This is a genomic window from Marinibactrum halimedae, assembly GCF_021234875.1.
Lineage (GTDB): Bacteria > Pseudomonadota > Gammaproteobacteria > Pseudomonadales > Cellvibrionaceae > Marinibactrum > Marinibactrum halimedae.
Genome location: NZ_JAJQVM010000026.1, coordinates 39,282 through 62,122, shown reverse-complemented (window position 1 = coordinate 62,122; position 22,841 = coordinate 39,282). Strand labels below are relative to the sequence as shown.

18 protein-coding genes are annotated in these 22,841 nt (G+C 39.4%); 3 read left to right on the top strand and 15 right to left on the bottom strand.

Annotated features, from left to right (window positions below; genetic code table 11):
• Positions 1 to 53: 53 nt before the first annotated feature.
• The 15 genes from LU351_RS14915 to LU351_RS14845 all read right to left on the bottom strand — a co-directional run bounded on the left by LU351_RS14915 (position 54) and on the right by LU351_RS14845 (position 16,648).
• Positions 54 to 3,098: a spermine/spermidine synthase domain-containing protein gene (locus LU351_RS14915; RefSeq protein ID WP_232594889.1), complete on the bottom strand. Its 3,045-nt coding sequence runs from the start codon at positions 3,096 to 3,098 to the stop codon at positions 54 to 56.
• Positions 3,091 to 4,086 carry an OmpA family protein gene (locus LU351_RS14910; RefSeq protein WP_232594888.1) on the bottom strand — a complete coding sequence of 332 codons (996 nt, stop codon included), beginning with the start codon at positions 4,084 to 4,086 and terminating at the stop codon, positions 3,091 to 3,093. Before LU351_RS14910 ends, LU351_RS14915 begins: the two co-directional genes overlap by 8 nt.
• A 25-nt stretch (positions 4,087 to 4,111) precedes the next feature.
• A complete protein-coding gene (locus LU351_RS14905; protein ID WP_232594887.1) occupies positions 4,112 to 4,969 on the bottom strand; it encodes a TadE/TadG family type IV pilus assembly protein in 858 nt (285 codons plus the stop codon).
• Positions 4,970 to 5,008: 39 nt separating this feature from the next.
• Entirely contained in the window at positions 5,009 to 5,476 is a 468-nt protein-coding gene (locus LU351_RS14900) for a tetratricopeptide repeat protein (protein ID WP_232594886.1), read from the bottom strand.
• 13 nt (positions 5,477 to 5,489) lie between these two features.
• Positions 5,490 to 5,846: a DUF192 domain-containing protein gene (locus tag LU351_RS14895; RefSeq protein WP_232594885.1), complete on the bottom strand. Its 357-nt coding sequence runs from the start codon at positions 5,844 to 5,846 to the stop codon at positions 5,490 to 5,492.
• Entirely contained in the window at positions 5,836 to 6,726 is an 891-nt protein-coding gene (locus LU351_RS14890; RefSeq protein ID WP_232594884.1) for a type II secretion system F family protein, read from the bottom strand. Before LU351_RS14890 ends, LU351_RS14895 begins: the two co-directional genes overlap by 11 nt.
• On the bottom strand, positions 6,719 to 7,570 hold the full coding sequence (locus tag LU351_RS14885) for a type II secretion system F family protein (RefSeq protein ID WP_232594905.1): 852 nt from the start codon (positions 7,568 to 7,570) through the stop codon (positions 6,719 to 6,721). The genes LU351_RS14890 and LU351_RS14885 overlap by 8 nt, the downstream gene beginning before the upstream one ends.
• A gap of 1 nt (position 7,571) precedes the next feature.
• Positions 7,572 to 9,305: an ATPase, T2SS/T4P/T4SS family gene (locus tag LU351_RS14880; protein ID WP_232594883.1), complete on the bottom strand. Its 1,734-nt coding sequence runs from the start codon at positions 9,303 to 9,305 to the stop codon at positions 7,572 to 7,574.
• A 3-nt stretch (positions 9,306 to 9,308) separates the two neighbouring features.
• Complete coding sequence (locus LU351_RS14875) at positions 9,309 to 10,622, bottom strand: type II and III secretion system protein family protein (RefSeq protein WP_232594882.1); 1,314 nt, start codon at positions 10,620 to 10,622, stop codon at positions 9,309 to 9,311.
• A gap of 59 nt (positions 10,623 to 10,681) precedes the next feature.
• Positions 10,682 to 11,656 carry a Flp pilus assembly protein CpaB gene (cpaB, locus tag LU351_RS14870; protein WP_232594881.1) on the bottom strand — a complete coding sequence of 325 codons (975 nt, stop codon included), beginning with the start codon at positions 11,654 to 11,656 and terminating at the stop codon, positions 10,682 to 10,684.
• A 267-nt stretch (positions 11,657 to 11,923) separates the two neighbouring features.
• The gene (locus LU351_RS14865) at positions 11,924 to 12,652 is read right to left on the bottom strand and encodes a hypothetical protein (RefSeq protein WP_232594880.1); all 729 of its coding nucleotides are present in this window, start codon (positions 12,650 to 12,652) and stop codon (positions 11,924 to 11,926) included.
• Positions 12,646 to 13,518 (bottom strand): hypothetical protein, encoded by an 873-nt coding sequence (locus tag LU351_RS14860; protein WP_232594879.1) that lies wholly within the window; start codon positions 13,516 to 13,518, stop codon positions 12,646 to 12,648. Before LU351_RS14860 ends, LU351_RS14865 begins: the two co-directional genes overlap by 7 nt.
• A 13-nt stretch (positions 13,519 to 13,531) precedes the next feature.
• The gene (locus LU351_RS14855; RefSeq protein WP_232594878.1) at positions 13,532 to 14,983 is read right to left on the bottom strand and encodes a Tad domain-containing protein; all 1,452 of its coding nucleotides are present in this window, start codon (positions 14,981 to 14,983) and stop codon (positions 13,532 to 13,534) included.
• 94 nt (positions 14,984 to 15,077) lie between these two features.
• On the bottom strand, positions 15,078 to 15,368 hold the full coding sequence (locus LU351_RS14850) for a pilus assembly protein (protein WP_232594877.1): 291 nt from the start codon (positions 15,366 to 15,368) through the stop codon (positions 15,078 to 15,080).
• 320 nt (positions 15,369 to 15,688) lie between these two features.
• On the bottom strand, positions 15,689 to 16,648 hold the full coding sequence (locus LU351_RS14845; protein WP_232594876.1) for an OmpA family protein: 960 nt from the start codon (positions 16,646 to 16,648) through the stop codon (positions 15,689 to 15,691).
• Positions 16,649 to 17,900: 1,252 nt separating this feature from the next.
• Here LU351_RS14845 and LU351_RS14840 point away from each other — a divergent pair.
• The 3 genes from LU351_RS14840 (at position 17,901) to LU351_RS14830 (ending at position 22,688) form a co-directional block, all read left to right on the top strand.
• Positions 17,901 to 20,258, top strand: a complete 2,358-nt coding sequence (locus LU351_RS14840) for a DUF3141 domain-containing protein (RefSeq protein WP_232594875.1) — start codon at positions 17,901 to 17,903, stop codon at positions 20,256 to 20,258.
• A gap of 199 nt (positions 20,259 to 20,457) precedes the next feature.
• The gene (locus tag LU351_RS14835) at positions 20,458 to 20,754 is read left to right on the top strand and encodes a hypothetical protein (RefSeq protein ID WP_232594874.1); all 297 of its coding nucleotides are present in this window, start codon (positions 20,458 to 20,460) and stop codon (positions 20,752 to 20,754) included.
• 95 nt (positions 20,755 to 20,849) lie between these two features.
• On the top strand, positions 20,850 to 22,688 hold the full coding sequence (locus LU351_RS14830) for a GNAT family N-acetyltransferase (protein ID WP_232594873.1): 1,839 nt from the start codon (positions 20,850 to 20,852) through the stop codon (positions 22,686 to 22,688).
• Positions 22,689 to 22,841 lie beyond the last annotated feature (153 nt).

Here is a 22,841-nt window from a genome sequence, read left to right as displayed (position 1 = left end):
AATCCTCTTAACAGATCATGAATACATAAGTACTCAAGCCGAAAAAGTCCTATCTAATTATTCGCAATCCCCGGTTTTTCAACAAGTTCTTGCTTTGCACTATGATACAAAACCGGGAGGCTCATTGCCCCGGCAATTGACTCTAAATTGAGACTCATCTCTTTAAATTTGTCAAATATATTGGTTACGGAAGGGTACTCTCCCATCATATAGAGTGAATACATATTAACTGACAGAAGCATTACTGAAGTTTTTGTGTGATCACGATCTAACGATATATGATTATCCAATAATTGTGAACTCAGCCTTTGTGTCTGCTCATATTGATCATTGACAAGGGCGCTTAAAAGTTGAGCAAAGGCAAGAACATCTTCGCTTACCTCTGCACATGGTAAATTGACAACATCGTCAGAAAAACTCTCAATTGAATCTTTATTCCAGTACGGCAATATGGCACTTGAGATTATCCCTAGGTTAAATACGACAAAATTTTCTGAAAGATGACTATGGCATACAGAGTCAGATTTAAATAAATTTGCTGCAAAATAAATATCATCAGGAACTCCAGATAACGTGGAGTTATTATATAAAAACTCTTGTACTGCTTTTGCAATCTCTGCTTCTTTTGACGGAAAGAAGTGTTTTGAATCACTCATAATTATTGAATCTTCATCACTAAAGATAGGTTCATTTCCAGGCCATATTTTTTCTAAATCGAAAGCACTGTTATAGAGTGTTGCAAACCCTCTCGCATCAGATTTCATAAATCTCGCTTTTACGGCTCTTGAATCAATCACAGGATAAAAATCTGAATTAGGTTTAACGTCAAAACTATCAAAAAATGGAGCCAATACCCTTTTCGAGGCCAAATAGTGAAACTTAACATCATTTAAATTAGCGAGCCCCACTCGTTGTAATAATGCTGGGTCTTCATATTCTTGAAAAATATCATAATCGATTTGTATAGCGTCAAATGACTGAGATGCGACGATAAGCATATCAACAGTATTACTTGTATATACATTGTAGTAGTTGAACTTTTCACCAAGCGCCTTCATGACACTTGCAACTGTAACATAATCTGTCTCATACAAATGCAACCACTGAACAAATATACCATCTTCATCAAGATAGTGATTCACATGAGTATAAAACTCAGAAGAAAAAAGAGATGCCACACCACTGACCCAAGGATTAGAGGGTTCAGAAATAACTACATCGTATTTTTTGTCCTGAGAAGAAAAATAGGTTTTTGCATCTTCGATAAAGATTTTCGAACGAGGATCGGTAAATGAACGCTCAACCTTGTTACCAAATTGTTTGGCCCCCAATACCATCTTCTGCTCTATTTCAATAGAATCCAAAGACTTGACTCGGGGATCCCCCATAAGAGTATGGCCAGTTAATCCAGAGCCAATGCCAATATTGGCAACATGCTGTGGAGCATCGTGCATGACCAGAGGTAATACACCAGCCATTATCATGGTGATTTCGTCCGGACTCGTATCCCCCTGTTCGTTCATAGTTATCGAGGCATCTGGCTTGCCATTGGTTGCAATAACCATTCGTTTCTCCTCCCCCTCGCCCACTGTAAAAACATCGATGGATGAAGTTTTTCCATCCCAATGGGCTACAGAGTCAACATCAATTGAATAACTTCCGTTTCTGTATACAGATGAAGAAGTTTTCTTCGGGTCAAGCTGGAAAAGTATCCCAGCGATAATAACGACCAATGAAGCCGCAGCAGCAGGAATATAAAATGTCGGCACTTTAAAGGTTAAAAGCCTGCGACCAAGAAGAAAGCACCCGATTACAATATCTATAAAGGCACCGAGCAAAATGACTGTTTTCAAACCAAGTAAGGGCATAATTAGGTGTACAACAATCAGTATTCCCGCAATACTTCCCAAGGTATTAGCTGAATAAACAAGCCCAATACCCTTCTCTCCCATTCTTGTTTTCATTAGAGAAAAGGTAATTAAAGGAAGGGTCATACCGGCGCATATGGTCGTTGGTAACATTAACAATAAAACGATAACATGCGATGAAAAATTGAAAAAAAGGTATCCTGATTCTGAGAAGTCTAATGCGTGATACAAAATAGACATCATGATAAATGTTTTGTCATACACTAAGAGCGATAACGCTGCTAGTACTCCCATGGTCAATTGAATATACGCAAGGACTTTGACCGGATCTGTAAATGATTCAATTCTGTTCTTTATCCAGAAGCCCCCCAAGGCAATACCAAGGATAAATCCACTCAGCATAAGCTCAAATGAATGGCTCGAACTTCCAAGAACCATACTCAACATTCTAATCCAACCCAGCTCGTAAAAAAACGAAGCCATTCCTGTGAAAGCAGCACATACAATCATTAATCTGATTAATTGTGGCCTTCCTTCTATTTCTTTTGTATTTGAACCGGGTTCAACAATACGTATCAATTGGTACCCCATTGAATCAAGATCCCAACGTTTATTGAGTACCCAAACCAGAGCCGCCAGCCAAAGGTTCACAAATCCAGCGATAACAACCGTCCCAGGAAGGCCATATGTATGAATCAAGATAAACCCACTGGTAAGAACACCAACAACAGCGCCCAAGCTATTTGAAAAATATAGCCATGAAACCATTCTTCCTTGGCTATTATTTGTGATTCTCACAAGCCCTGCAGCCAACAATGGAAATGTTGCCCCAAGGAGTATTGATTGGGGTAAAATCAACGTGGCAGCGAGTGACCATTTATATATTGGAACAAGACCCGTTGATGAAAGATTACCGATGACATAATCGAATGAAAAATCTGTGACAGAAATGTACACATCATGAAATACAATTCCAAATACACCAACAAGCGCTTCTACAATGGCATACCATAGTATAGGACGCTTTAAATTCGAGGTTTGCTTTCCTACAAACCATGCCCCTACAGCCATCCCGCCCATGAAAATCGCAAGTACTAAAGTTTGAGCGTATGCAGAATGCCCAAGAAAGAGTTTTAAATAGCTTGCCCATATACTCTGGTATATAAGTCCAGAAAAGCCCGATATTCCGAAAATAAAAATGAGGATAAGAAGTTTTTTATTATTATTCATTGATCTTTATTTCCTTTTCAACATTCACTTCTTCAGTTTTTAATTTTGAAATAGGCATCACTTCAACTCGTCTATTTTTTTGACGAGATATAGAATCAGATCCATTTACTTTTGGCTTTGTTTCACCAAACCCTTCAACACTTAACCGAGCTTCATCTATTCCTTTATCCACTAAATATTGTTTAACGGATTCAGCACGCCTCAAAGAAAGAGTAAGATTATAATCAGCAGAGCCCACATTATCCGTATGACCTTCGATAGAGATGTTCATATCCGGCATCTCTGAAAGAACAGCTATAAGAGAAGTCAATACAGAGTTTGAATTATTAGATATTCTGTCGCTATTGAATTCAAAATACAGTCCTTCCAAGGCGACTTTTTGTCCCTCTCTCAACCACACTCCGAGGTGATCCTGATTAATGGTATATTGTTCAAACTTAATAATAGTGCTATCTACGATGTGAATTATAGAGCGAGGTATACCGGAAAACTCATTTACATAAAATGCGATTGCCCACTCTCCGCCATTTTTACCTGGATGTTTTGCCATGATATAATGCTGCGAATTAGCCACACCATCGGCATAACGACTTAAATAAAGTCTCCAGCCGGCAACATCACCGCAATCTAACCCCGAGCATTCGTACTCTATTTCAAAACCTTTTCTTAGCAACTCTGAGCGCATATTTTTTGCAATCTCTATTGCTGAGTCAAATTCGGTATGGTCAAATATGGATTTCTCTACTCGGCCATTAATCAATGTACTAAACTCAGGAGCATAACCTTCGTCGAAATTGCCACTCTGATCCGTAATATATCTCATGGTGCCACTAACTAGATGATAGCTTTGATGCCCCTTCTGATACCTCTTAAAAAGTTCGGCATTAGGATAGGTAGAAATCAAGTCTATGCCTGAATAGGCATAGACTTGATTTGTACCGGTACATATCATGATCAGCAACCATTTTAAGAGAACTGAAACACGCATATTCTGCATCCTTTCTTTAAATTAATTATTGCCTAAATGGAGTTTGCATACGTACAACTGCATCTGCTGATATCGGAATATAATAAATCCGCACACTCGTACCCGCAGCAACCTCAGCAAGATTCAGTGCCGTTCTTCTTACACAGGCTTGCCAGTGAGGATGGTTCCTTACTTCTGGTTTCGAAGCATAAAACCACCAGAAATTTTGATTCCATAATTGCCGAAATCTAAAAAGTGTATGATAAAAAGTGGACGCTACCAATGGCATAGTTAAAGGTGCACACCAATGCCCTCGAACTTTGAGTAGATTTGCATCCTGGAGATTCACTCGTACAAGTTCTCTATTCGGTAAGTTAATCGTTCTAATGGCCGATGAACGTATATTTAAATTATCATTTGGTATTTGATTAAATCGTTGCTCTGTGCAAAGGGAACGATCGTTTCCATTCGTACGTTGCGGTCGTGGACACTCCTCCTGAAGCTGATACATATTTCGAGCAAATGCGTTAAAAATTTCTTGAGTAGGCGAGATCACCTCCATTCGCAATGGTGAATTACCTATACGCTGACCATTTGGACGAATTTGATTATCCAAGTATATCGTCACCATATGCTGCAAATAATTCGTAACACTCGGATCTCTCTTAAGATATAACGGAATTAAGCCTCGTAACATATGTTTATGCATTTCATTGACATTACCATTGTGCGTAGCACCATGACGTGCGGCTTGAAATACCACGTGATTGAAAGTTGCTTTAGTTCGGTATAAAAGTGATAACTGAATGGCACCAAAAACAACAAATACCAATGAAGGCCATAGAATCAAATGTTCAACTAAGCCCTGCCCCGCCTGACACTTAGCAGATTTTATGCTCAACATAAGATTTATCTCCTTTTACACTCAATAAAAGAAATCGTACTATTCAGAAGAGAGTATCTTAATGAGCTTGACCTGGAATTCATCAAGATCCATATAAGCTTGTGTACCAACTAAAACTTTTGATTTGCCATTGTCTAAAGTATGAACCCCCTGTTTGACTCTCGCTAAGGCAAGGTTATTCCAGCACCTTACATCCTCTGGTGCCTGCGCCGTGCAAGTTTCGTAGGCTAAAACCGCAGCATCTAACTGATCTGTTCGAATGAAAATATTGCCCATTTTGAGCCACGCTTCGTAATAATCTGGATACTTTTCGATAATTTTTCGATATTTTCCTTCGGCATCAGACAGTAAACCTAATTTATAGAAACGATCCGCTTCTTCAATCAGTATTTTAAGCTCCATAGCGGCCGATCTTTCTTTCGTTGAATATGACGAACATCCCGCTATCACAAAGACAACAATAACGATTAAGAATCGAATACTATTACAACGTGCAATGAAATTCATGTAGTTAACCTAATCACCAAATTAATTTCGTTCCAATTTTAACACTCTTCATATTTGGATCATCCTTGGAAGTCTCCAAGACATACTTAGCTGAAAAAAATATCGCCTGCTGCCAAGGTGAAATATTCTTGCATATTTTCTTTACACTTTTATCCTTATCTAAGAAATATACATCTATTGAATAAGTCATGAAAAATGTATGTATTGCATTACAGGGAAACAACACCAAACCGGATCCATGAACCAATGGTGAATAAAAAAGCAAACCTCTCGCCCGCTGAAAAACGTTATCCGCAATTTTAATAGATAAAATTTTTTCTTCGGCACCATTTTTTTTCATGATTTTCAAATCAATATTTTTATACGTCATACAAAAATTTCATTACAATTGGAAAGCCAAGTGCCAAAAATGTCATTGGAAATATAAATGCAACCAATGGAAAGATAAGCTTTACCGGCGCTTCCATTGCCAATTTTTCTGCTTTTTGAAATCTTTCCACTCGTCTTTGATCTGCTTGTACCTTTAAACTTTGGCCAATACTCGCTCCTGTTTTTTCAGCTTGAATCACTGCTGTTGCAAACGCATTTAACTCCCTTATCTCATTTCTCTCGGCAAACTCTCTAATCGCATCCAGCCGAGGCATGCCTGCCTTTACATCCCGTAATACTTTCCTATACTCTACATTCAAAGGACCATACGGCCCTTTATCCACCGCCTGCTGTATAGCTCCAGTCATATTCATTCCAGCCTGAACTGCCATCGTTAAAAAATCTAGGTAAGTAGGTAATGCTCGAACTATTGCTTTTTCTCGTTTTTTTTTAAGATCCCTCAAAGTAATAGTAGGCAAAAAGAACCCCAGAATTGATCCAATAAAAACCCCTACCCAACTAAATGAACCTAGCAGCAACATAAAAATAAAAAAGAAAATAACACCAAGGCATAAACCAGCTACCTTAAGACCAACATACTGTTCAGGCGTCATAAGATAAGAAAGACCACTTTGTTGGAGTTGTTTACCAATTTTGACAAGGCTTTCAACCGGCATACGATCACCGACATAAAAAGCAAAAAAATTGACAAGCAACCAAATGCTCCTCAATGATCCAGGCAGTGGATCCATATACAATCGGTCATCTTCTGGCATATCTTGCTTAATACCTTGCACAGAAAAAATCAGCATAACAAGCGATAAAAAACAGCAAAAACCTATTAAGATTTTAATTTCTGCGTCATTTATTAAGTCAAACATCAATATTTACTATCTTTTGAATGAATTTATAACCAATAGCCAAGAAAATAAAAAACACTCCACATGTCACCCAGCCAAAAATTTCTGTAAAAAGCATACTCATAGCGACAGGTTCAATTTTCATTAAAATCAAAGCCAACAAAATGGGCAGCCCCGTCATAACGTAACCCTGTGCCTTTCCTTGAGCGGTAAGGGCTCTAATCTTACCTTCCATTTCAAGCTTCCTTCTTAAGGTATCAGCGAGTCGATAAAGTACTTCTGCTAAACTCCCACCAATTTCTCGACTAATTTTCATCCCAGCAACCACTAACTCTAATTCCTGAATCGACATTCTTTCCTTTAGGTTGTCTAGCGCCTGATTGTAGTCAACCCCAATACGCAGTTCTCTCATCAACAAACCAAATTCATCGGCAATCGGCCCAGGCGTTTCTGCCACAACCGTCTCCAAAGCCATATTAAGATTGGAACCGGCTTTCATCATCGTAGATAAAGAAGTCAAAGTGTCTGGTAATTCCAATAAAAATCGGTTTCTTCTGGCTTCTTTTAATCGATTCAAAATAAATTTTGGTAAAAAACTCAAAATAATAGAGACTATTAAGGCTAATACCCATACGCCTGAAATCAGCCAAATCAGGAAAAAACTTCCAGACAAAACACAAACATTCAAAATATAGAGCTTTTTAGGATCTATAAATATAAACATGTCAGTCAAACTAGCACTGGCTTTTTCGGTAAAGTTTTTTTGGTATTTATTGCCTGCCGAAACTAATTGTGTAAAACCAAGGTACATGAGTATTATTGACCCAATAAACGCGGAAGCAGCAATGAGAATAGGCGTTATCATTTCAGTCACGATCCGTTCTAAAAATACTCATGTCCACTTTGATTCCACGACGCCTCAGATCTTCATAAAACTCTGGCACCAAACCTGTTGCCTCGAAATAGCCTTCGACCTTACCTTTTTCGTTGTAACCCACCTGTTTAAAGCGAAATATTTCAGACAGCTGAACTGTCTCACCTTCGACACCTGTAACCTCGGTGATACTGGTTACCTTACGGCTACCACAGGAAAAACGAGTTTGCTGAACAATTAGATGCACTGCAGAGGATATTTGCTCTCGTATGGCTCGAACGGGTAAATCCATTCCAGACATCAATACCAATACTTCCATACGTGAGATACAATCGCGTGGTGAATTTGAGTGAATGGTTGTCAGTGAACCGTCGTGGCCAGTATTCATAGCTTGTAACATATCCAATGCCTCTCCTCCACGGCACTCTCCAACCACAATTCTATCCGGTCGCATACGAAGACAATTTTTGACCAAATCCCTAATGTGAACCGCACCTTTACCTTCTTGGTTAGGCGGCCTTGCTTCCAGTCCAACAAGATTTGGCTGATATAGCTTTAACTCAGCGGCATCTTCTACTGTAACGATTCGCTCATCTTCTGGAATGAAATTCGAAAGCACATTTAATAACGTTGTTTTGCCAGACCCCGTACCTCCAGAAATAACGACATTACGTTTTCTAACAATGGCGGTTTCTAAAAAACTTACCATATCAGCATTCACTGAATTAAATTTGACAAGATCTTTTGCCTCAAGACGATTCTTCATAAATTTTCGGATTGTTATACTCGGGCCTTTAAGCGCAAGCGGTGGAATGATCGCATTAACACGCGAACCGTCTTTTAACCTTGCATCCACCATAGGAGAACTTTCATCAATTCGTCTTCCGAGCGGTGCAACAATCCGTTCTATCGCACCGATAACAGACCGATCATCTGTAAAAGTGACTTTGGATTTTTTCAGTTGCCCCGACTCCTCATAAAATATTTCATCACAGGCATTAACCATCACTTCACTGACTTTTTCGTTATCCAATAGATCTTCAAGTGGGCCAAGTCCTACAGCTTCCGATAGCACCTCTTTTCCTAGTTGATCTTTATCCAGATCTGAAGGAAATTCTTGCTCCTTCTCAAGAATTTCAGTGATTGTTTTGTTGGTAAATTCACGCAGTTCATGGTCTTTCATTTCGCTAATATTGACACGGCGAAGATCCATGATCTGGAATAATTGACGATGAACTTTTACCCGCCATTCGTGAGAGAGCGTTTTTCTTGCCACCTCACCTGAAAATACATCATCAATGGTAACAATCATGTCATCATCATTATTCTGTTGTTGAATCACTCTTTCTTTTTCTTCTACCCTAGTGCCTTTTTCGTCTTCATCTTGCAATTCACCTCTAGCTTCAATCTCATTCATTGTACTTTCATCTGTAGATCGAAGTTTGACACGAATGTGATAATCTCCAATCTTGATTACGTCATCTTCATTGATGGGTCCATACTCAGTAAATTTCTTACTATTCACCACAATATTACGCGAATCAACACTAGCACGAACAAAAGGTCCATCTGAGTGGCTTCTTAAAACAGCATGTACGCCACTAACTCTCCAGCCCGACAGAACAATATTATTGCTTTTTGAGCGGCCAATTTGGCATTCATCTTCACCCCAAGCATAGGCCACTACCTTAGTTCCGCTTTTTGTGTGAACATATACCTGATACATAACCTACTCCAATAGCTTCATACGCCAATTAAATTTTTTAAATTCGTCTCTTAATGGACTACCAGCCTCTATTAGTGCTTCATTTCTTTTCGATTTTGGAGTCAATATATAAGGCGTAACAAGAATAACCAGCTCTGTTGAGTCAGAGTTATTACTATCATTTTTAAATAAATTCCCTAACACAGGGATATCACCCAGCAAGGGTAATTTTCGTTCTTGACTAGCTTTTTCTGCAAGTGACAAGCCTGAAATAGCGAAAGTTTCACCGCTTCTTAGATTAATCGTTGTCTCAGAATTTCTCGCAATTAAACCGGGAACACCATTCACCGCGTTTGCAAAGTCAATAGAACTTAGTTCTGTAAAAATAAAGGTGTTGATATTTTCTCTGTCGTCCACTGTTGGCGCAATGTCGAGCCTTACTCCATACTCTTTAAATTCAATTTCAGATTGTCCCAAGGTATTTACTACTGAGACAGGAAATTCACCACCACTAAGAAATGAGGCGGATTCCCCGCTTTTTGCCATAAGCTTCGGTGCGGATATGACCTTTGCATCACCCGACTCTTGCAGGAGGTTAATAATGGATCCAATATGACTAGTGAAAGCAGAGTATTTATAAAAGTTATAATCGTTAGGCACTGTAGATCCTTCACCAAAAAGTGAAGAAAATCCACCATTCGTTTCATTTGGTCCTTCGCGAACAAAAGAAAAATAATCATTTCGAGTAAAGATTTTACGCACCCCTAGAACGGGCCCAGAAATCGCGTCATCCCAATCAATACCAAGATCTTTAACTGCTCGCTGCTTTATTTCTAAAAGCATAACATCAAGCCGAACAACCGGAGCAAGCTCGAAACTACTATAAGTCACCAGAGATATTGGACTATCAAATTGTGACAATATGGAAAGAAAATTTTCTTTATGCTCGACAGAAATATCGCCTGAAAAAATTATTTTCCCATCATTTTCATAGGCATTTAATCCTGATATGGTACTAGCAAGATAGCGTGCCAATTGAAAATTTCCGGATGATTCCGAGCTGATCACATTAACTGTATAGGTTCGCTGGCGACCGCCTTTTTGCCAAATATGCAATGATGAACGACCTGGAATATTACCAATTAAAACAAACTCACCATTTTCTAATGGACGATAAGAAAAAACTTTTTCGTTTCCAATTGCCACCTGCTCAACATCAGGCACCTCAATAATACGCACCTCTCCCACTTGAATATTAACCGCCGTATGTTTTTCCCCAATGACGCTCGATGCAAAAAGCAAAAAAAAGAATCCAAGAAATAATTGATTAATTTTCACAAGATAGCTCTATTCCAATTGAGTTTATCAATATCCGTTTATTACGATGTATTTAAAACCTATAACTGCCCAACTTCCACCGAGTTTTTTTCATTTTCCAAGATTTTTTTTAAAAAATCTTTATTGTACTTTTTATATAATCGGCCGGGGTCTATTGGGTTGCCCCAATTATTTTTATTATCTTCCCCTATAGACCGAAATTCATCTACCATAAGGCCATTTGAAGTACTCTCTGCAGAAAAAACTCGTATTTTTCTCGTATTACCTTCCCCCCAACCCACGCCCCAAGCATCACCAACCTCGTTAAATCTTCCTTTTGATTTATCCTCTGGATTTCTCATGAGATATATAAGTTCACCCATTTCACTGGCTGCCAATATTTTGGGGACTTCTTTCGAATTCACACCAATTGTAATCGTACCGTAACCCTGCCCCTCCATTTGAGTTGTAGAATAATAATAAGAAGGATCGGCAATGGTTATTGGACCGGTCGCCAAGATAAGTACACGATGAAGAAGACTATTGACCGAAACGGTCTCCTTATCACCAGTTTTATCACTAGCCTCATGCTTGATTTTAATCAGCAGATCAACATAATCACCAGGAACCAACATATTCTCATTAGATTGCAATTCATCAATTGGAAGTGTTATAGCCCTTTGTCCTTCTTGTAAAAGCTCTGAAAAGGTTTCTACTCCACTAAGCCCTTCCAACTGACTTCGCAATACCGGTTTTCCTGAAAATACCGGCTCTTTGATGGACAAACCTGCAATAGCATCAAAATCTGAAGGATATAATGCACCACTGGGTAGAAAGGTTGACGGAACCGCCCGCACCGATACCGTTTCGGTACTTATCACATCACCGACAACAAGGTCTCTTGAAGGAACAATCACTTCTGTATCATTTTTTTGATCAAGCTTCGAGATAAGGTCTTGCTCTCTTTTCTCTAGATATTTAATCGATGCTACCGCTGCCAAACCGGAAAAAATCAAGGCAACAATGAGTAGCCCAATCGAGGTATATTTTTTCATTTTTACTTTCCAACTCCATCGGATATTTCTGTATTGCCCTCAAATAGGCACCGACATCGCCCACGCATACGCTCGGTAATTCTCTTTTATGGCGTCTATAAGCATTTCTCCTGCAGTACTTCGACCATCACCACCGATTGATCTGGGCACTGGCGTCCACATTATTGCGGCCATAAGAAAAAAACTGACAACGACGTACTCTATTATTGCAGTGCCAGCTTCACGGTTCTTACACTTAAGCTGCCTCACTTTAAGTATTCTCCTTTGCTAGTGGTCAACCAATACCGCTACAACATTTGTTTTTCCTTCGCTTCGCATAATGGTGAGATTGAGTTCCTTACCACGACGATTAAACATTAAGCCAATACGCTCGTCCCCTTCATCTGTTAAATTTTGAGTGAGCTCTTCCCACCCCTTTCTTCTATAGGTTCTTCGATAGAAATTTACACTATTATTAAAGGAGGAGTCGGTGACGGCCACGATAGTTCTTGACTTCTTATTTTGATCAACAGCATATATATCATTAAGAAATTCCATATTACCTACAGATGGAAAACCTTTTCCCAAACTTATCTGGTTGTCCTCCGTAGGCAATTTGGAAATGCCAACCAATCCATCAGTACTTTTGGTTACTTCCCGATCAAACTGAACGGTAATTTGATAACCACCCTCCATTCGACTAATGACTTGCCAATGCCCCATTTCATACTCAATATAACCCGGAGTATTCTCAATGAATGACTTTTTCCATTCTTCTTTGTAAAAAGACATCATCGCTTCTTTAGAGAGAAATGACTCTAACTTCCACATCACCATTTCCACCCCATTCATTTTCATCTCTTCGGCAACAACAATTAATTTTGCTTTTTTATGCACAGGAATATCTGGCCAATTTTCAGCACAAACCTTGACACCCAAGCTAAACACCATAAAAAATAATAAAATTCGCTCGATATTTATAGATAATCTTTTACAATCAATCATTAAACTTAACATCCACGCCCCTGGTTAGTTGGAGCCACCCTAAGTCGATGACATGGTACTCGCTCAACATCAGTATGACCAAAAATAAGAGAATTTGGACGTACTTCTTCAAAGCCAAAGCCAGCAATCCTTTGTACTGTATTCAGTGCACCACCAAGAAACCCGCCTGTTAATAATGATGTTAAGACTGCACCTTGAGTTGTTCGTCTTGCAGCAGAGGGGCCGTTAGCATTCCATGCACCGACAAGCATGGCATTATTACTCGTTGCATTTAGGATATTTTGATTATTATTAGTGCGCCCTAAAGCATTATTAAGCTCACCTTGAATATTTTCATCTCTGTGTAATTGAATATTAACTTGTGCATTGTAAAAACCATTTGATTCAATTCCTGGAAGCATTTGAATTATACGATTGATTGAACCAGATACATTTCCTGGTGCACGACTATCTGTTAATGTCAGCCTATTAGGCTCAGCATTTCTTACACTTGGTGTTTCAATAATCGTAGCTCTGGGATTATTACTGCTTTCCCAGTTATATAAGAATACATCGTATTCGATATTTTGAGGTGCTATTCGTCTACGATCTTCAACTGAGTCAACTCTTTTATTCTGCTCACCAAAAACACGCTGATTAATTTCACGACTAATGTCTATATTTGATTTTATATTGTAATTATTATTACTTTGATGCCAAACAGTCCTTTCCCAAGCAGCATACCGTGCAGCTTCTAGCGTTTTATGTTTAGCATCACCAATTCTTGCCAAATAGTTTACACTGATTGTTACAGGAATTATGAAAAAGGCAGTTGCTACGATAAATCCCACCATGCCCTGTCCATGCTGAAATTGCCCTAAACAATTTACAATATTCATATTTGATCATCCGTTACAGTACACCAGCTATAACTTGCATTGTTCTACGCTCATTATCGGAAATAGTATCCAATCTTGCTTGCCAATAAGGATTATAAAGATTTCCATATTCACGCCGATTATCCAATCGACGATAGCCATTAAGGTCATTCGCTCTTGCAAAATAGGGAACGGCTTCAGACATTGCGGACATACGATTTTGAACAAAGCGTGCATTTTGTTCAATATTCATTGCACCAGAGTTATAACCCGTACCTCTTGCTGTTCGCACGCTCCCTTGCGGTTTACTTAAAATAATTTTAATCCCCGGCGCTTTTTGAATTAGCCCGTTTAACGCAAGATCATAAAAGGGGCGTAAACCACCATACCCTCTAGCACCTTGCTTAACCTCTCTCGCACCATTGTATTCGGTTGAGGCCAAATTTGATGCCCGACGATTTGTTCGCCAAGTCCTGCCCATGGAGTTATTTTCTCGGTTATGCCTGTGCCATAGACTGACATTTTCGTTATTTGTTGAAGTCTTAGCAGCGCCCCAACCAATGGGAATTCTCTCACCCCAACCACGCCAACCACATCCACGAAAACTGCATCGCCATCTACGGGTGTGCCAAGACATCGTATCCATTGCAACCCACCCACCATAGCGATGCCTGCGATCTTGACCAGTCAAGTCAGTACCTCCTGCACGTCGCATTTCAAATTGAACAGGCCACAACCTTAGCGAAAACCAAACGTAGTTCCTGCTTCGACTAAAGGGATCACGAGATTCCATGGTGATTTCACGAAGTTCTTCAACACGCTCAAAGTGCTGACGATAGGTACTCGTGTATCTTCTTGAGTTTCTTACTGTATTAGGAGAAAACCTTCGTGAAAATCGAGCATGATTTCTTGCATAATCGGAGAATAATGCTGCATTAGAAAATGATAGTCCTGTGTCAATACTTCTATCATTCGCTCTTGCCACTTCTCTAGCGGTTTCGCCTGCAACAGCAACAGTTCCTACATGCATAATATTTTGGGCGTTGGTTAGTAACGTATTTTGTAAATCTAAACCGGATGCGATAGCCGGTGCTGCACGCTCTACACCATTTCTAACCTGAGTCATAACCTGGTTAATAGCTCTTGTTACAGCATTAACATAAGGAATCCAAGACGTAACTAAAGACAAGTTTCTTGATACATTTTGCATCCAACGCACCCAAGAAACAAAACCAACTACCTGCGCCACAGCGACTTGATTCGCCACCATCGCCCTATTGGTATAGGCTTTGAAATTTAGATCTCTAGCTTCTATTGTTGCGACACTATAAGCTACTGCATCAGCAGCATTCTGCAATCTGGTTTTTTCGTTAGAGAGACTAAATGAATTAAAAACAATAGCACCTCCAAGAGCAATCGGTATTAAAAGAGCGATTATATAAACTAAGGCCTGACCATCTTGTTTTAACTTAAAGGACTTATTCACCGCTTTATGCTCCTGCTCGTCATTCCCTAATTAAGGAGAGATAAAAGGCGACGGGCATAACACCACGACGCCTTTTAATTACAGGCGTATCAGATTAATTGTTACCCGTATAGTTATTTAAGTTGCGGGCTGTCGCGGCTTTGGTTTCTGCAGCTTTTGCAGCGGTTTTCGCAGCTTTTTGAGCGTTGGCGCCATTTTGACCACCAAGCTCCATGGCCATTCCTGCAACTTGATTACGTGCTGTATCTCCGAAGAGACGGAATACTGCAATTGCAGCAATAGCAATGAGTGCGACTATGATAATATACTCTGTCATACCCTGACCAAGCGATTTTTTCTTGTTAACAATTTTATGAGGAGCAATTTTTTGCATTTCTTTTTTCATTTTATTAGTCCCTAATAAAGTTTATATGAATTGCTATAACTGTATATTTTAAAAAAATACAACGATACCATCCAACCCACAAAATCATTTCACCAATAACCCCCAAAATGGTTTAACACCCCAGGAAAAAGTAAAATAAAATTCTAGCGTCAGATTTTTTTGCTGTCGCCTTTTAAAGAAAACAACAAAATTCATTTTTATCATTGAAAATCAGAAAAACCCCTATAAATTATTATTTTACCACTTACAAACAACTGTAAAAGAAGCAACACAACCACCATTAAAACCTAAAAAAACAACCACCACAAAAGATCACAAAGTTATAATGACACCTCTACAAGCTCAACTCGACGATTTAACTGTCTACCTTTTTCTGAAGCATTACTGGTCATGGGGGATGCAAATGAAATCCCTACTGATTTAAGACGATTAGAAGCAATATTAAAACTTTCAACCAAAGTTCTTTTTACCGATTTAGCACGACCTTCTGAGAGTTTACAGTTATACTCATACGCACCGTCTGTATCTGTATGCCCTACTACCAAAAATCGTTTTTTGGGGTTTGCTTTTAAATATTCGCTAATTGTGACAAGTGCTTCTTGCGACTTATCAGCAAGTTTTATAGAGTTTGCCTCAAAAAAAAGTCCATCAAGTACTACTTTACCGGTATTTTCTATATCTTTAGTCATACCCTCTGTTGTAAGTACCAACGCTTTTGTTTTTATTTTTTTCGGTTCTAAAAGATCAAAGGCATATTGTACATATTCTGAATAATCAGATTTTGCAACTGTCAAAACAATATAAATTTCTTGATCTACTTCACGATACACGCCTGAATAAATATGAATATTTCGACCATTGAGATTATTAAATTCATTAAAACTAGAGGCGTAGTAAGCCTCATATGCATATGAGGCAATGAATTGTCGTACGAAAAAATAACCACAAGCATCATGATCACAAGACATCTTCTTTTCAACGCCTACTTCTTCCATGCCACTCACCAGAGATTTAAAAACAGTGGTGGAATTTATCTCCCCCTTAGCCTCGTAGACGCCAACCGAACGACTCCCTGCTAGCGGTAGCGAATCAAACTTTTCGATTTCGTCATAAGTATTGACTGATAAAGGAAAGGTATAATCATCATGAGGATTCTCTGAGAAATTCACCTCTACGCTTTCCGGATAAAGCCCAATGACACTCTTAATGATACTTGCTGAGTAACCTTTAACTGGTAAAAAAATTATGCCGAAAGTAAGTAATGCAAACTGAAAATGCATCCTCATCCTCCTTGGGATTACTTTTTATAATTAGAATAGAGATAGCTTACCCAACCAGATCATAGGATTTACTCAGACAACTCTATGATTTTCAACTAAATGACAGCCACCAATAAAATCTATGAAAAATCAAAAAGAATAGCGGCATCCATTATTGATCAGTCATATATTTTTAATTTGTCTAGAAAGAATGATGAATATAGCGATGTATAATAATCAAACAACTATAGATTGGTAGTTTTTATGGCGACAAAAAGAGGCATTTTGCGCCTATTTGAGATTATAATTTCCAATAAATATAAACAGAAATAATGAAATATCAAATAAAAATAATATCAGAGAATATCTGCAAACCAACTAAATTTATACTGACTCATTCACAAGCGCCAAGCCAAATCAATCATTTAATTACCCACAAATATTGCAATTTTGCACATAGAATGAGATCGTAACTTTTCATGATACTTTTGAGGGGAGTATTATGGCTGATTGGATTAATGATGAACTACCAGGGTGTGTTTTTAAGGATTGGCTATATTAATCGCCTTCCAATCAATAAAAAATGGTCAGAAGAGTTGGGGCGAGACTATAAATCCTGCGGAGTTTTACTTCATGCGAGTTTGGCAACGACATCAGAAGGTCTACCACTCGGACTCACTTCAACGTAAACACCAAACCAATTACACCTTGATATTCCAAGGCAACAAAGCCTCCACCTGCTCAACATCATTGACATTGGGCAGTTCTTTAAAAATGTTCTGCAAATTGTACTGGTCAACTCAAACCTGACACTTTTCTAAACTGATTTTCCTACTCTATTGGCGACATATTTTTATTCGCGTTATGCAGCCTCTACCAAACTAAAGCCAAAAGGATTTATATGCCAAAGAATAAATGAAAGTATTCATCACAGGCACCATCAAAATAAACACTGATTTTTTAAATACTTTTTGACGAAAATCAATTTAGCTTAACTCATTAGCTCTACGTTTCTACTTTAGTATCGGCACACAAAACTACAAAGAGATATTAGCTGCCACAAATGATAATGATACTACCACTCACTCTGATAACAATTATAGAAATAGGTTAAAATTTACTTTTACAAGTGGAAAGATGAATGCTCTTAATGAGAGCATCTTATCTTGAGAGCCCATTTGCGACCAAGAAGCATTTTTTTAGCGGATACGCTTGAGGCCCAAAGCCCGTTCACCGACGACTTTGGATCATTTAACCTAGCTTGGTTTTTATAATGTCAAAAAACATGCAAGCCAATCAATTTTTCTTTGGGACGAATATTCTCAACGACTCAATAATGTTCTATGGACACATGGCAAAACCCTTTAATAATCTTGTGAGTCAATCTAGCGAACAATGGAAATTATTTTTTCGTTCCATTATTTTGCAATCACAAAAAATACGATCTGAGCATACCCATCATTCTGTAAAATTGACAGAAAATACCCTTAATTTAACCAATTATTTACCATTTTTAAACATAACAACTTCTTGGGTAGAGTACTTTAAAGATGCGAGTGATCGTATAATTTTAACGATTGATGTTCTACGAGAGCGTGGAGATGTTTTTATTGAACATGAAGCAGCAGGTTGCCCACCCGTACTGGTTTACGATTATGAAGTCATTGTAGATGGAGCAAAACTAAAGCGACCTTGCAATTATCAGTTACTGAGAATAAAGCCTCCTAAGGGTGTCGATGTAAACGCTTCTTTTCGACCTTATATTATTGTTGATCCTCGCGCAGGTCATGGCGGTGGTATTGGTGGGTTTAAACCCGATAGCCAAGTTGGTGTTGCACTGGCTAAGTCTCACCCAGTGTATTTTGTAAGTTTTGGACGAGATCCTCTACCAGAGCAAACCCTTGCGGATGTTATGTATGCTGAAGCAGAGTTTGTGCGGGAGGTGTGCCAGCGTCATCCAAACTCCCCTCAACCGGTGGTCATTGGCAATTGCCAGGGGGGGTGGGCCATATTATTGATGGCAGCGTGTAACCCTGATATTAAAGGCCCACTGGTTTTAAATGGCGCCCCTATTGCTCCCTGGTCAGGCGAAGTCGGGGAAAATCCAATGCGATACAACGCAGGTGTTTTGGGAGGAACCTGGCAGCCAATGCTTTGGTCTGACCTCGGAGGGGGACAATTCGATGGCGCTAATCTGGTCATGAATTTCGAACAGTTAAACCCCAGCCGAAATTACTTTGGAAAATATTATGACCTTTATCGTGACCCTGAAGGTGGAAGACAACGTTTTATTGATTTTGAACGCTGGTGGGGAGGCTTCTTTATTTTAAATGAAGCGGAAATTCATTGGATTGTTGAACAATTATTTGTAGGAAACTGCTTAGTAAAAAATACAGCTCAACTTGAGCCAGGCATACCAGTAGATATTAAAGCGGTTACCGCTCCTGTTTTTGTGTTTGCCAGCCATGGCGATAATATTACGCCACCACAGCAAGCGCTCAACTGGATTGCAGCTACTTATTCCGGCGAGCAGGAGATTCGTGTACGTGGCCAACGCATTATCTACATGCTGCACGATGATGTCGGGCATTTAGGTATTTTTGTATCGTCCAAAGTAGCGAGAAAAGAAACAACAAGTCTGACATCCATTCTAGAGATTGTCGAAGCTATGGCTCCAGGCCTCTACGAGATGCAGATTGGAAAAATTGAGGGAGAGGGGATAGAGAAGCAATTTGAAGTGCGCCTTATTGAACGTACATTGGAAGATGTCGCCGCATTAGATGATGGCCAAAAAGATGAAGACAGTTTTGCAGCGGTGGCTTATGTCTCCGATATTCAGACGAGCATATATGAAGCGACTCTTCGCCCAATTATTCGCTCTCTAGTCACACCCTCAATGGCCAATATTGTACGGACCATGCACCCTTTACGTACACAGCGAAAGGCTTTTTCTTCACAGTCACCGTTTGTAGTTGGAATCAAAGACTGGGCAGAAAAAGTTAAAAACCAACATAATCAAACTATAAACGATAATTTTTTTGTGCAATTAGAAACCTTAATGGCCAAGTGGTTTGAGCAGAACATTGATACTTGGCGTGACATAAGAGACGCCTGTTATGAGGCAACATTCTATTGGCTTTGGGGCAATCCTTTCACGATAGGGTTAGCCAATAAGAGTACTAAGAGCCGAAAATTACTTAATCCGAATCGTTTACGACATTTACCTGAAGTGAATGCAATACTCTCTCATATAGAGCAAGGAGGGATAGCAGAAGCGGTTGTTCGGATGCTCGTTTTACTGGCAGATGCTCATCAGAGTTTTCGCGCAGAAATACTGGATCGCTGGGCTTATATTTTTACTCATGAGAAACCCTTTTCCAATATGTCTGTGGAGCAACGTCAACGTGTTTTGCACGAACAAACGATCAACGCGAGTTTTGAGGCAGAGAAGGCAATACATTCTTTACCTAAATTATTGCCTTCTCAAGAAGAGCGTCATCAAGCAATTATGTTGGTAGAGCGAATTATTGGGGATGTTCAAACACCCTCAAAAGAACTGATCACAATGGCTAAAGAGCTATGCCAAACACTGGCCATTGAATGTGAACAAACTGACGCCCCCTTTGATTAAGGCTCAATATAAATGAGTCAGGTTAAAAAACCATGACTTATTAGAATGCAGAAACTATCATAATTTCATTAACCTGTATTTTATTCAACAAAGCCCCGAGCCAGCGATCAGCACAACGCCGCATTAGCTAGGGGAAAAATATGTCTAGATTGCTAAATCATCAATCACCTGATATGGCAGTTATGGAAGGTTGGAAGTAATGAAAAAGAAACAAACGCTAACAAAGAAGGAATTAGGTACAGTGGAATCGGTGCTACTGGATTTTAACCACAACCGATTACCACGCTTACTGGATATGAAAAAGCAAGTCGATGAAGGTGCAACATTAGACACCTATGATCTTCAATTTTTATCCGACTGCATTGAGCATAGCCGAGGTAGTGAACATTTTGCAGAGCTTCACCCAGAATTTAAACGTATCGTGGCTCAGGTTGCCCATCTTTATCATCATATTACTAATGCGGCACTTAACAATGCCAACAAAGACGCGCATTAAAAGCGAAATAGCGTATTATTAACAATAACGACAGGGGCAAGCGTTTAAAAAATCCGCCTAGAGAGAACCCGCTTACAAAGAGAAGGATACGTTATATGATGCATGACCTGCCCGCCCACCCCGTATGGGCAGAGTTAATCCGCTCTGGTAGTCGTATCTATATTGGATCTGGCGTTGGTGTTCCCAATGCCCTCATCGACGATCTGTTACAACACTCGAAAAAATTCCACGACATTGAGGTGATTCAGGGGTATACCGTTTCTCCGCATCGCTGGTTCGATCAAAAATACCGCAATCTTTTCAGCATCAATACTTTTTATATCAGTGACGATATTGTCAGGCAAGCCGTTGCTGCAGGTTGGGCCGACTATACGCCAACCAAACAGTCGGAAATATCATCCTTATTTACAGACGATACACTTCCACTAGATGCCGCATTGGTAATGGTTAGCCCTCCTGACGAGTATGGTTATTGTTCACTGGGCGCAGCCGTCGATATCACTATGGCCGCCACACGCCAAGCAAAAACAATCATCGCTCAAATCAATCCCGCCATGCCAAGCACAAACGGATACACTCACATTCACTTAAGTGAGTTTGCAGCGTGCATTAAGCATGAACAAGCCTTACCAGAAATGCCAATACCAGAGCGCAGTGATGCAATTGAACGTATTGGTCAATATTTGGCGATGCTAGTCCAACACGGAGCAACCTTACATATTGGTAAAGGCAAAGCGCCAAGTTCCGTACTCAAGTATTTACGCAATCATAAGAATCTCGGAGTACACGGTGAAATGCTGTGTGATGGGATAATGGATTTGTTCAAGAAAGGCGTTATTAATAACCGAAATAAAACATTTCACCCCGGCAAGATGCTGGCCGGTTATTGTTATGGCAGCCAAGCCTTATATGATTTTGTACACAACAACCCTCATATTGAATTTTACCCAAGCGGGTACCTAGAGTCGCCGACAAATATTGCCAGAAACGATAATATGGTCGCCATCAATACAGCACTCGAAGTAGATTTAAGTGGGCAAGTGGTCACTGAATCTAAAGGGTATAATTTCCTGAAGGGTATTGGCAGCCAGGTTGACTTTATTAATGGGGCCGCAAAGAGTAAAGGCGGTATGCCCATTATTGCCATGTCATCCACCTCCCAAAACGGAAAAGTCTCACGTATTGTTTCACATTTAAGTGAAGGATCTGGGGTCGTCACTACTCGCTCAAGCGTTCATTATGTCGTAACAGAATACGGCATCGCATCATTGAAGGGGTTAAGTATTCGAGAGCGGGCTCTGGAGTTAATTCGCATTGCCCATCCTAATTTCAGGCAACGACTTTTAGAGGAAGTCAGGAAAAAATATTGGGTGCCCGACTACGCCCAAAGAGCACCCAAAGATGTGCCTGAATTTGGACACAGCCAAATGAAGCCCATTCTAGAGAGCGGCAAAGACTATTTTTTAAGGCCACTGAATCCAGCAGATGAGAGACCACTGCAAGAGTTTTTTTATTCTCATACCGAAGAATCCATTCGATTAAGATACAATCAATATCGAAAACAACTCACTCGTGAAAACTCCTTTCACCTAGTGAGTGTGGATCAAACAAAAGATTTAGCCCTATGTATTGCTTACCAATACGCCTCTGTGGTTAAAATTATGGCCGTCGGTCGTTATTATTTTAATGATAGAGACAACACCTGCGAAGTTGCTTTCATAACCAGAGAAGAGTATCAGGGTAAAGGTTTAGCAACACGCTTGCTCAAAGAAATGACCAGTATCGCTAAATGTCGAAAAATAAAGAAAATGGTCGCCTATGTATTACCTGAAAACAGTCCAATGCTGCATGTTTTTGACGCCAATGGTTTTACACGTATTCTAACAGGCAAGCGCAATGAAGTGCATTTAGAAAAGCAGTTAGATAAGGATTGAGCCCTATCGCTCATTACTCATCATCATATCTATAAAAATAATACTTCAGGGACTTGCACCGTACCTCAACCGAAGTTGATTTATTGATACAATTTAAGCGGCCCTATTTAAACGACTTTATTTAAACGACCCTATTTAAACAACTTTATTTAA

What these genes read in the sequence shown, in the direction of transcription:
- LU351_RS14840 (WP_232594875.1), top strand. Translation starts at nt 17,901, where the DNA reads ATGTCAAAAAACATGCAAGCCAATCAATTTTTCTTTGGGACGAATATT.
- cpaB (WP_232594881.1), bottom strand. Translation starts at nt 11,656, where the DNA reads ATGAAAAAATATACCTCGATTGGGCTACTCATTGTTGCCTTGATTTTT.
- LU351_RS14860 (WP_232594879.1), bottom strand. Translation starts at nt 13,518, where the DNA reads ATGAATATTGTAAATTGTTTAGGGCAATTTCAGCATGGACAGGGCATG.
- LU351_RS14850 (WP_232594877.1), bottom strand. Translation starts at nt 15,368, where the DNA reads ATGAAAAAAGAAATGCAAAAAATTGCTCCTCATAAAATTGTTAACAAG.
- LU351_RS14900 (WP_232594886.1), bottom strand. Translation starts at nt 5,476, where the DNA reads ATGAATTTCATTGCACGTTGTAATAGTATTCGATTCTTAATCGTTATT.
- LU351_RS14830 (WP_232594873.1), top strand. Translation starts at nt 20,850, where the DNA reads ATGATGCATGACCTGCCCGCCCACCCCGTATGGGCAGAGTTAATCCGC.
- LU351_RS14885 (WP_232594905.1), bottom strand. Translation starts at nt 7,570, where the DNA reads ATGATAACGCCTATTCTCATTGCTGCTTCCGCGTTTATTGGGTCAATA.
- LU351_RS14835 (WP_232594874.1), top strand. Translation starts at nt 20,458, where the DNA reads ATGAAAAAGAAACAAACGCTAACAAAGAAGGAATTAGGTACAGTGGAA.
- LU351_RS14910 (WP_232594888.1), bottom strand. Translation starts at nt 4,086, where the DNA reads ATGCGTGTTTCAGTTCTCTTAAAATGGTTGCTGATCATGATATGTACC.
- LU351_RS14895 (WP_232594885.1), bottom strand. Translation starts at nt 5,846, where the DNA reads ATGACGTATAAAAATATTGATTTGAAAATCATGAAAAAAAATGGTGCC.
- LU351_RS14890 (WP_232594884.1), bottom strand. Translation starts at nt 6,726, where the DNA reads ATGTTTGACTTAATAAATGACGCAGAAATTAAAATCTTAATAGGTTTT.
- LU351_RS14905 (WP_232594887.1), bottom strand. Translation starts at nt 4,969, where the DNA reads ATGTTGAGCATAAAATCTGCTAAGTGTCAGGCGGGGCAGGGCTTAGTT.
- LU351_RS14845 (WP_232594876.1), bottom strand. Translation starts at nt 16,648, where the DNA reads ATGCATTTTCAGTTTGCATTACTTACTTTCGGCATAATTTTTTTACCA.
- LU351_RS14880 (WP_232594883.1), bottom strand. Translation starts at nt 9,305, where the DNA reads ATGTATCAGGTATATGTTCACACAAAAAGCGGAACTAAGGTAGTGGCC.
- LU351_RS14865 (WP_232594880.1), bottom strand. Translation starts at nt 12,652, where the DNA reads ATGTTAAGTTTAATGATTGATTGTAAAAGATTATCTATAAATATCGAG.
- LU351_RS14915 (WP_232594889.1), bottom strand. Translation starts at nt 3,098, where the DNA reads ATGAATAATAATAAAAAACTTCTTATCCTCATTTTTATTTTCGGAATA.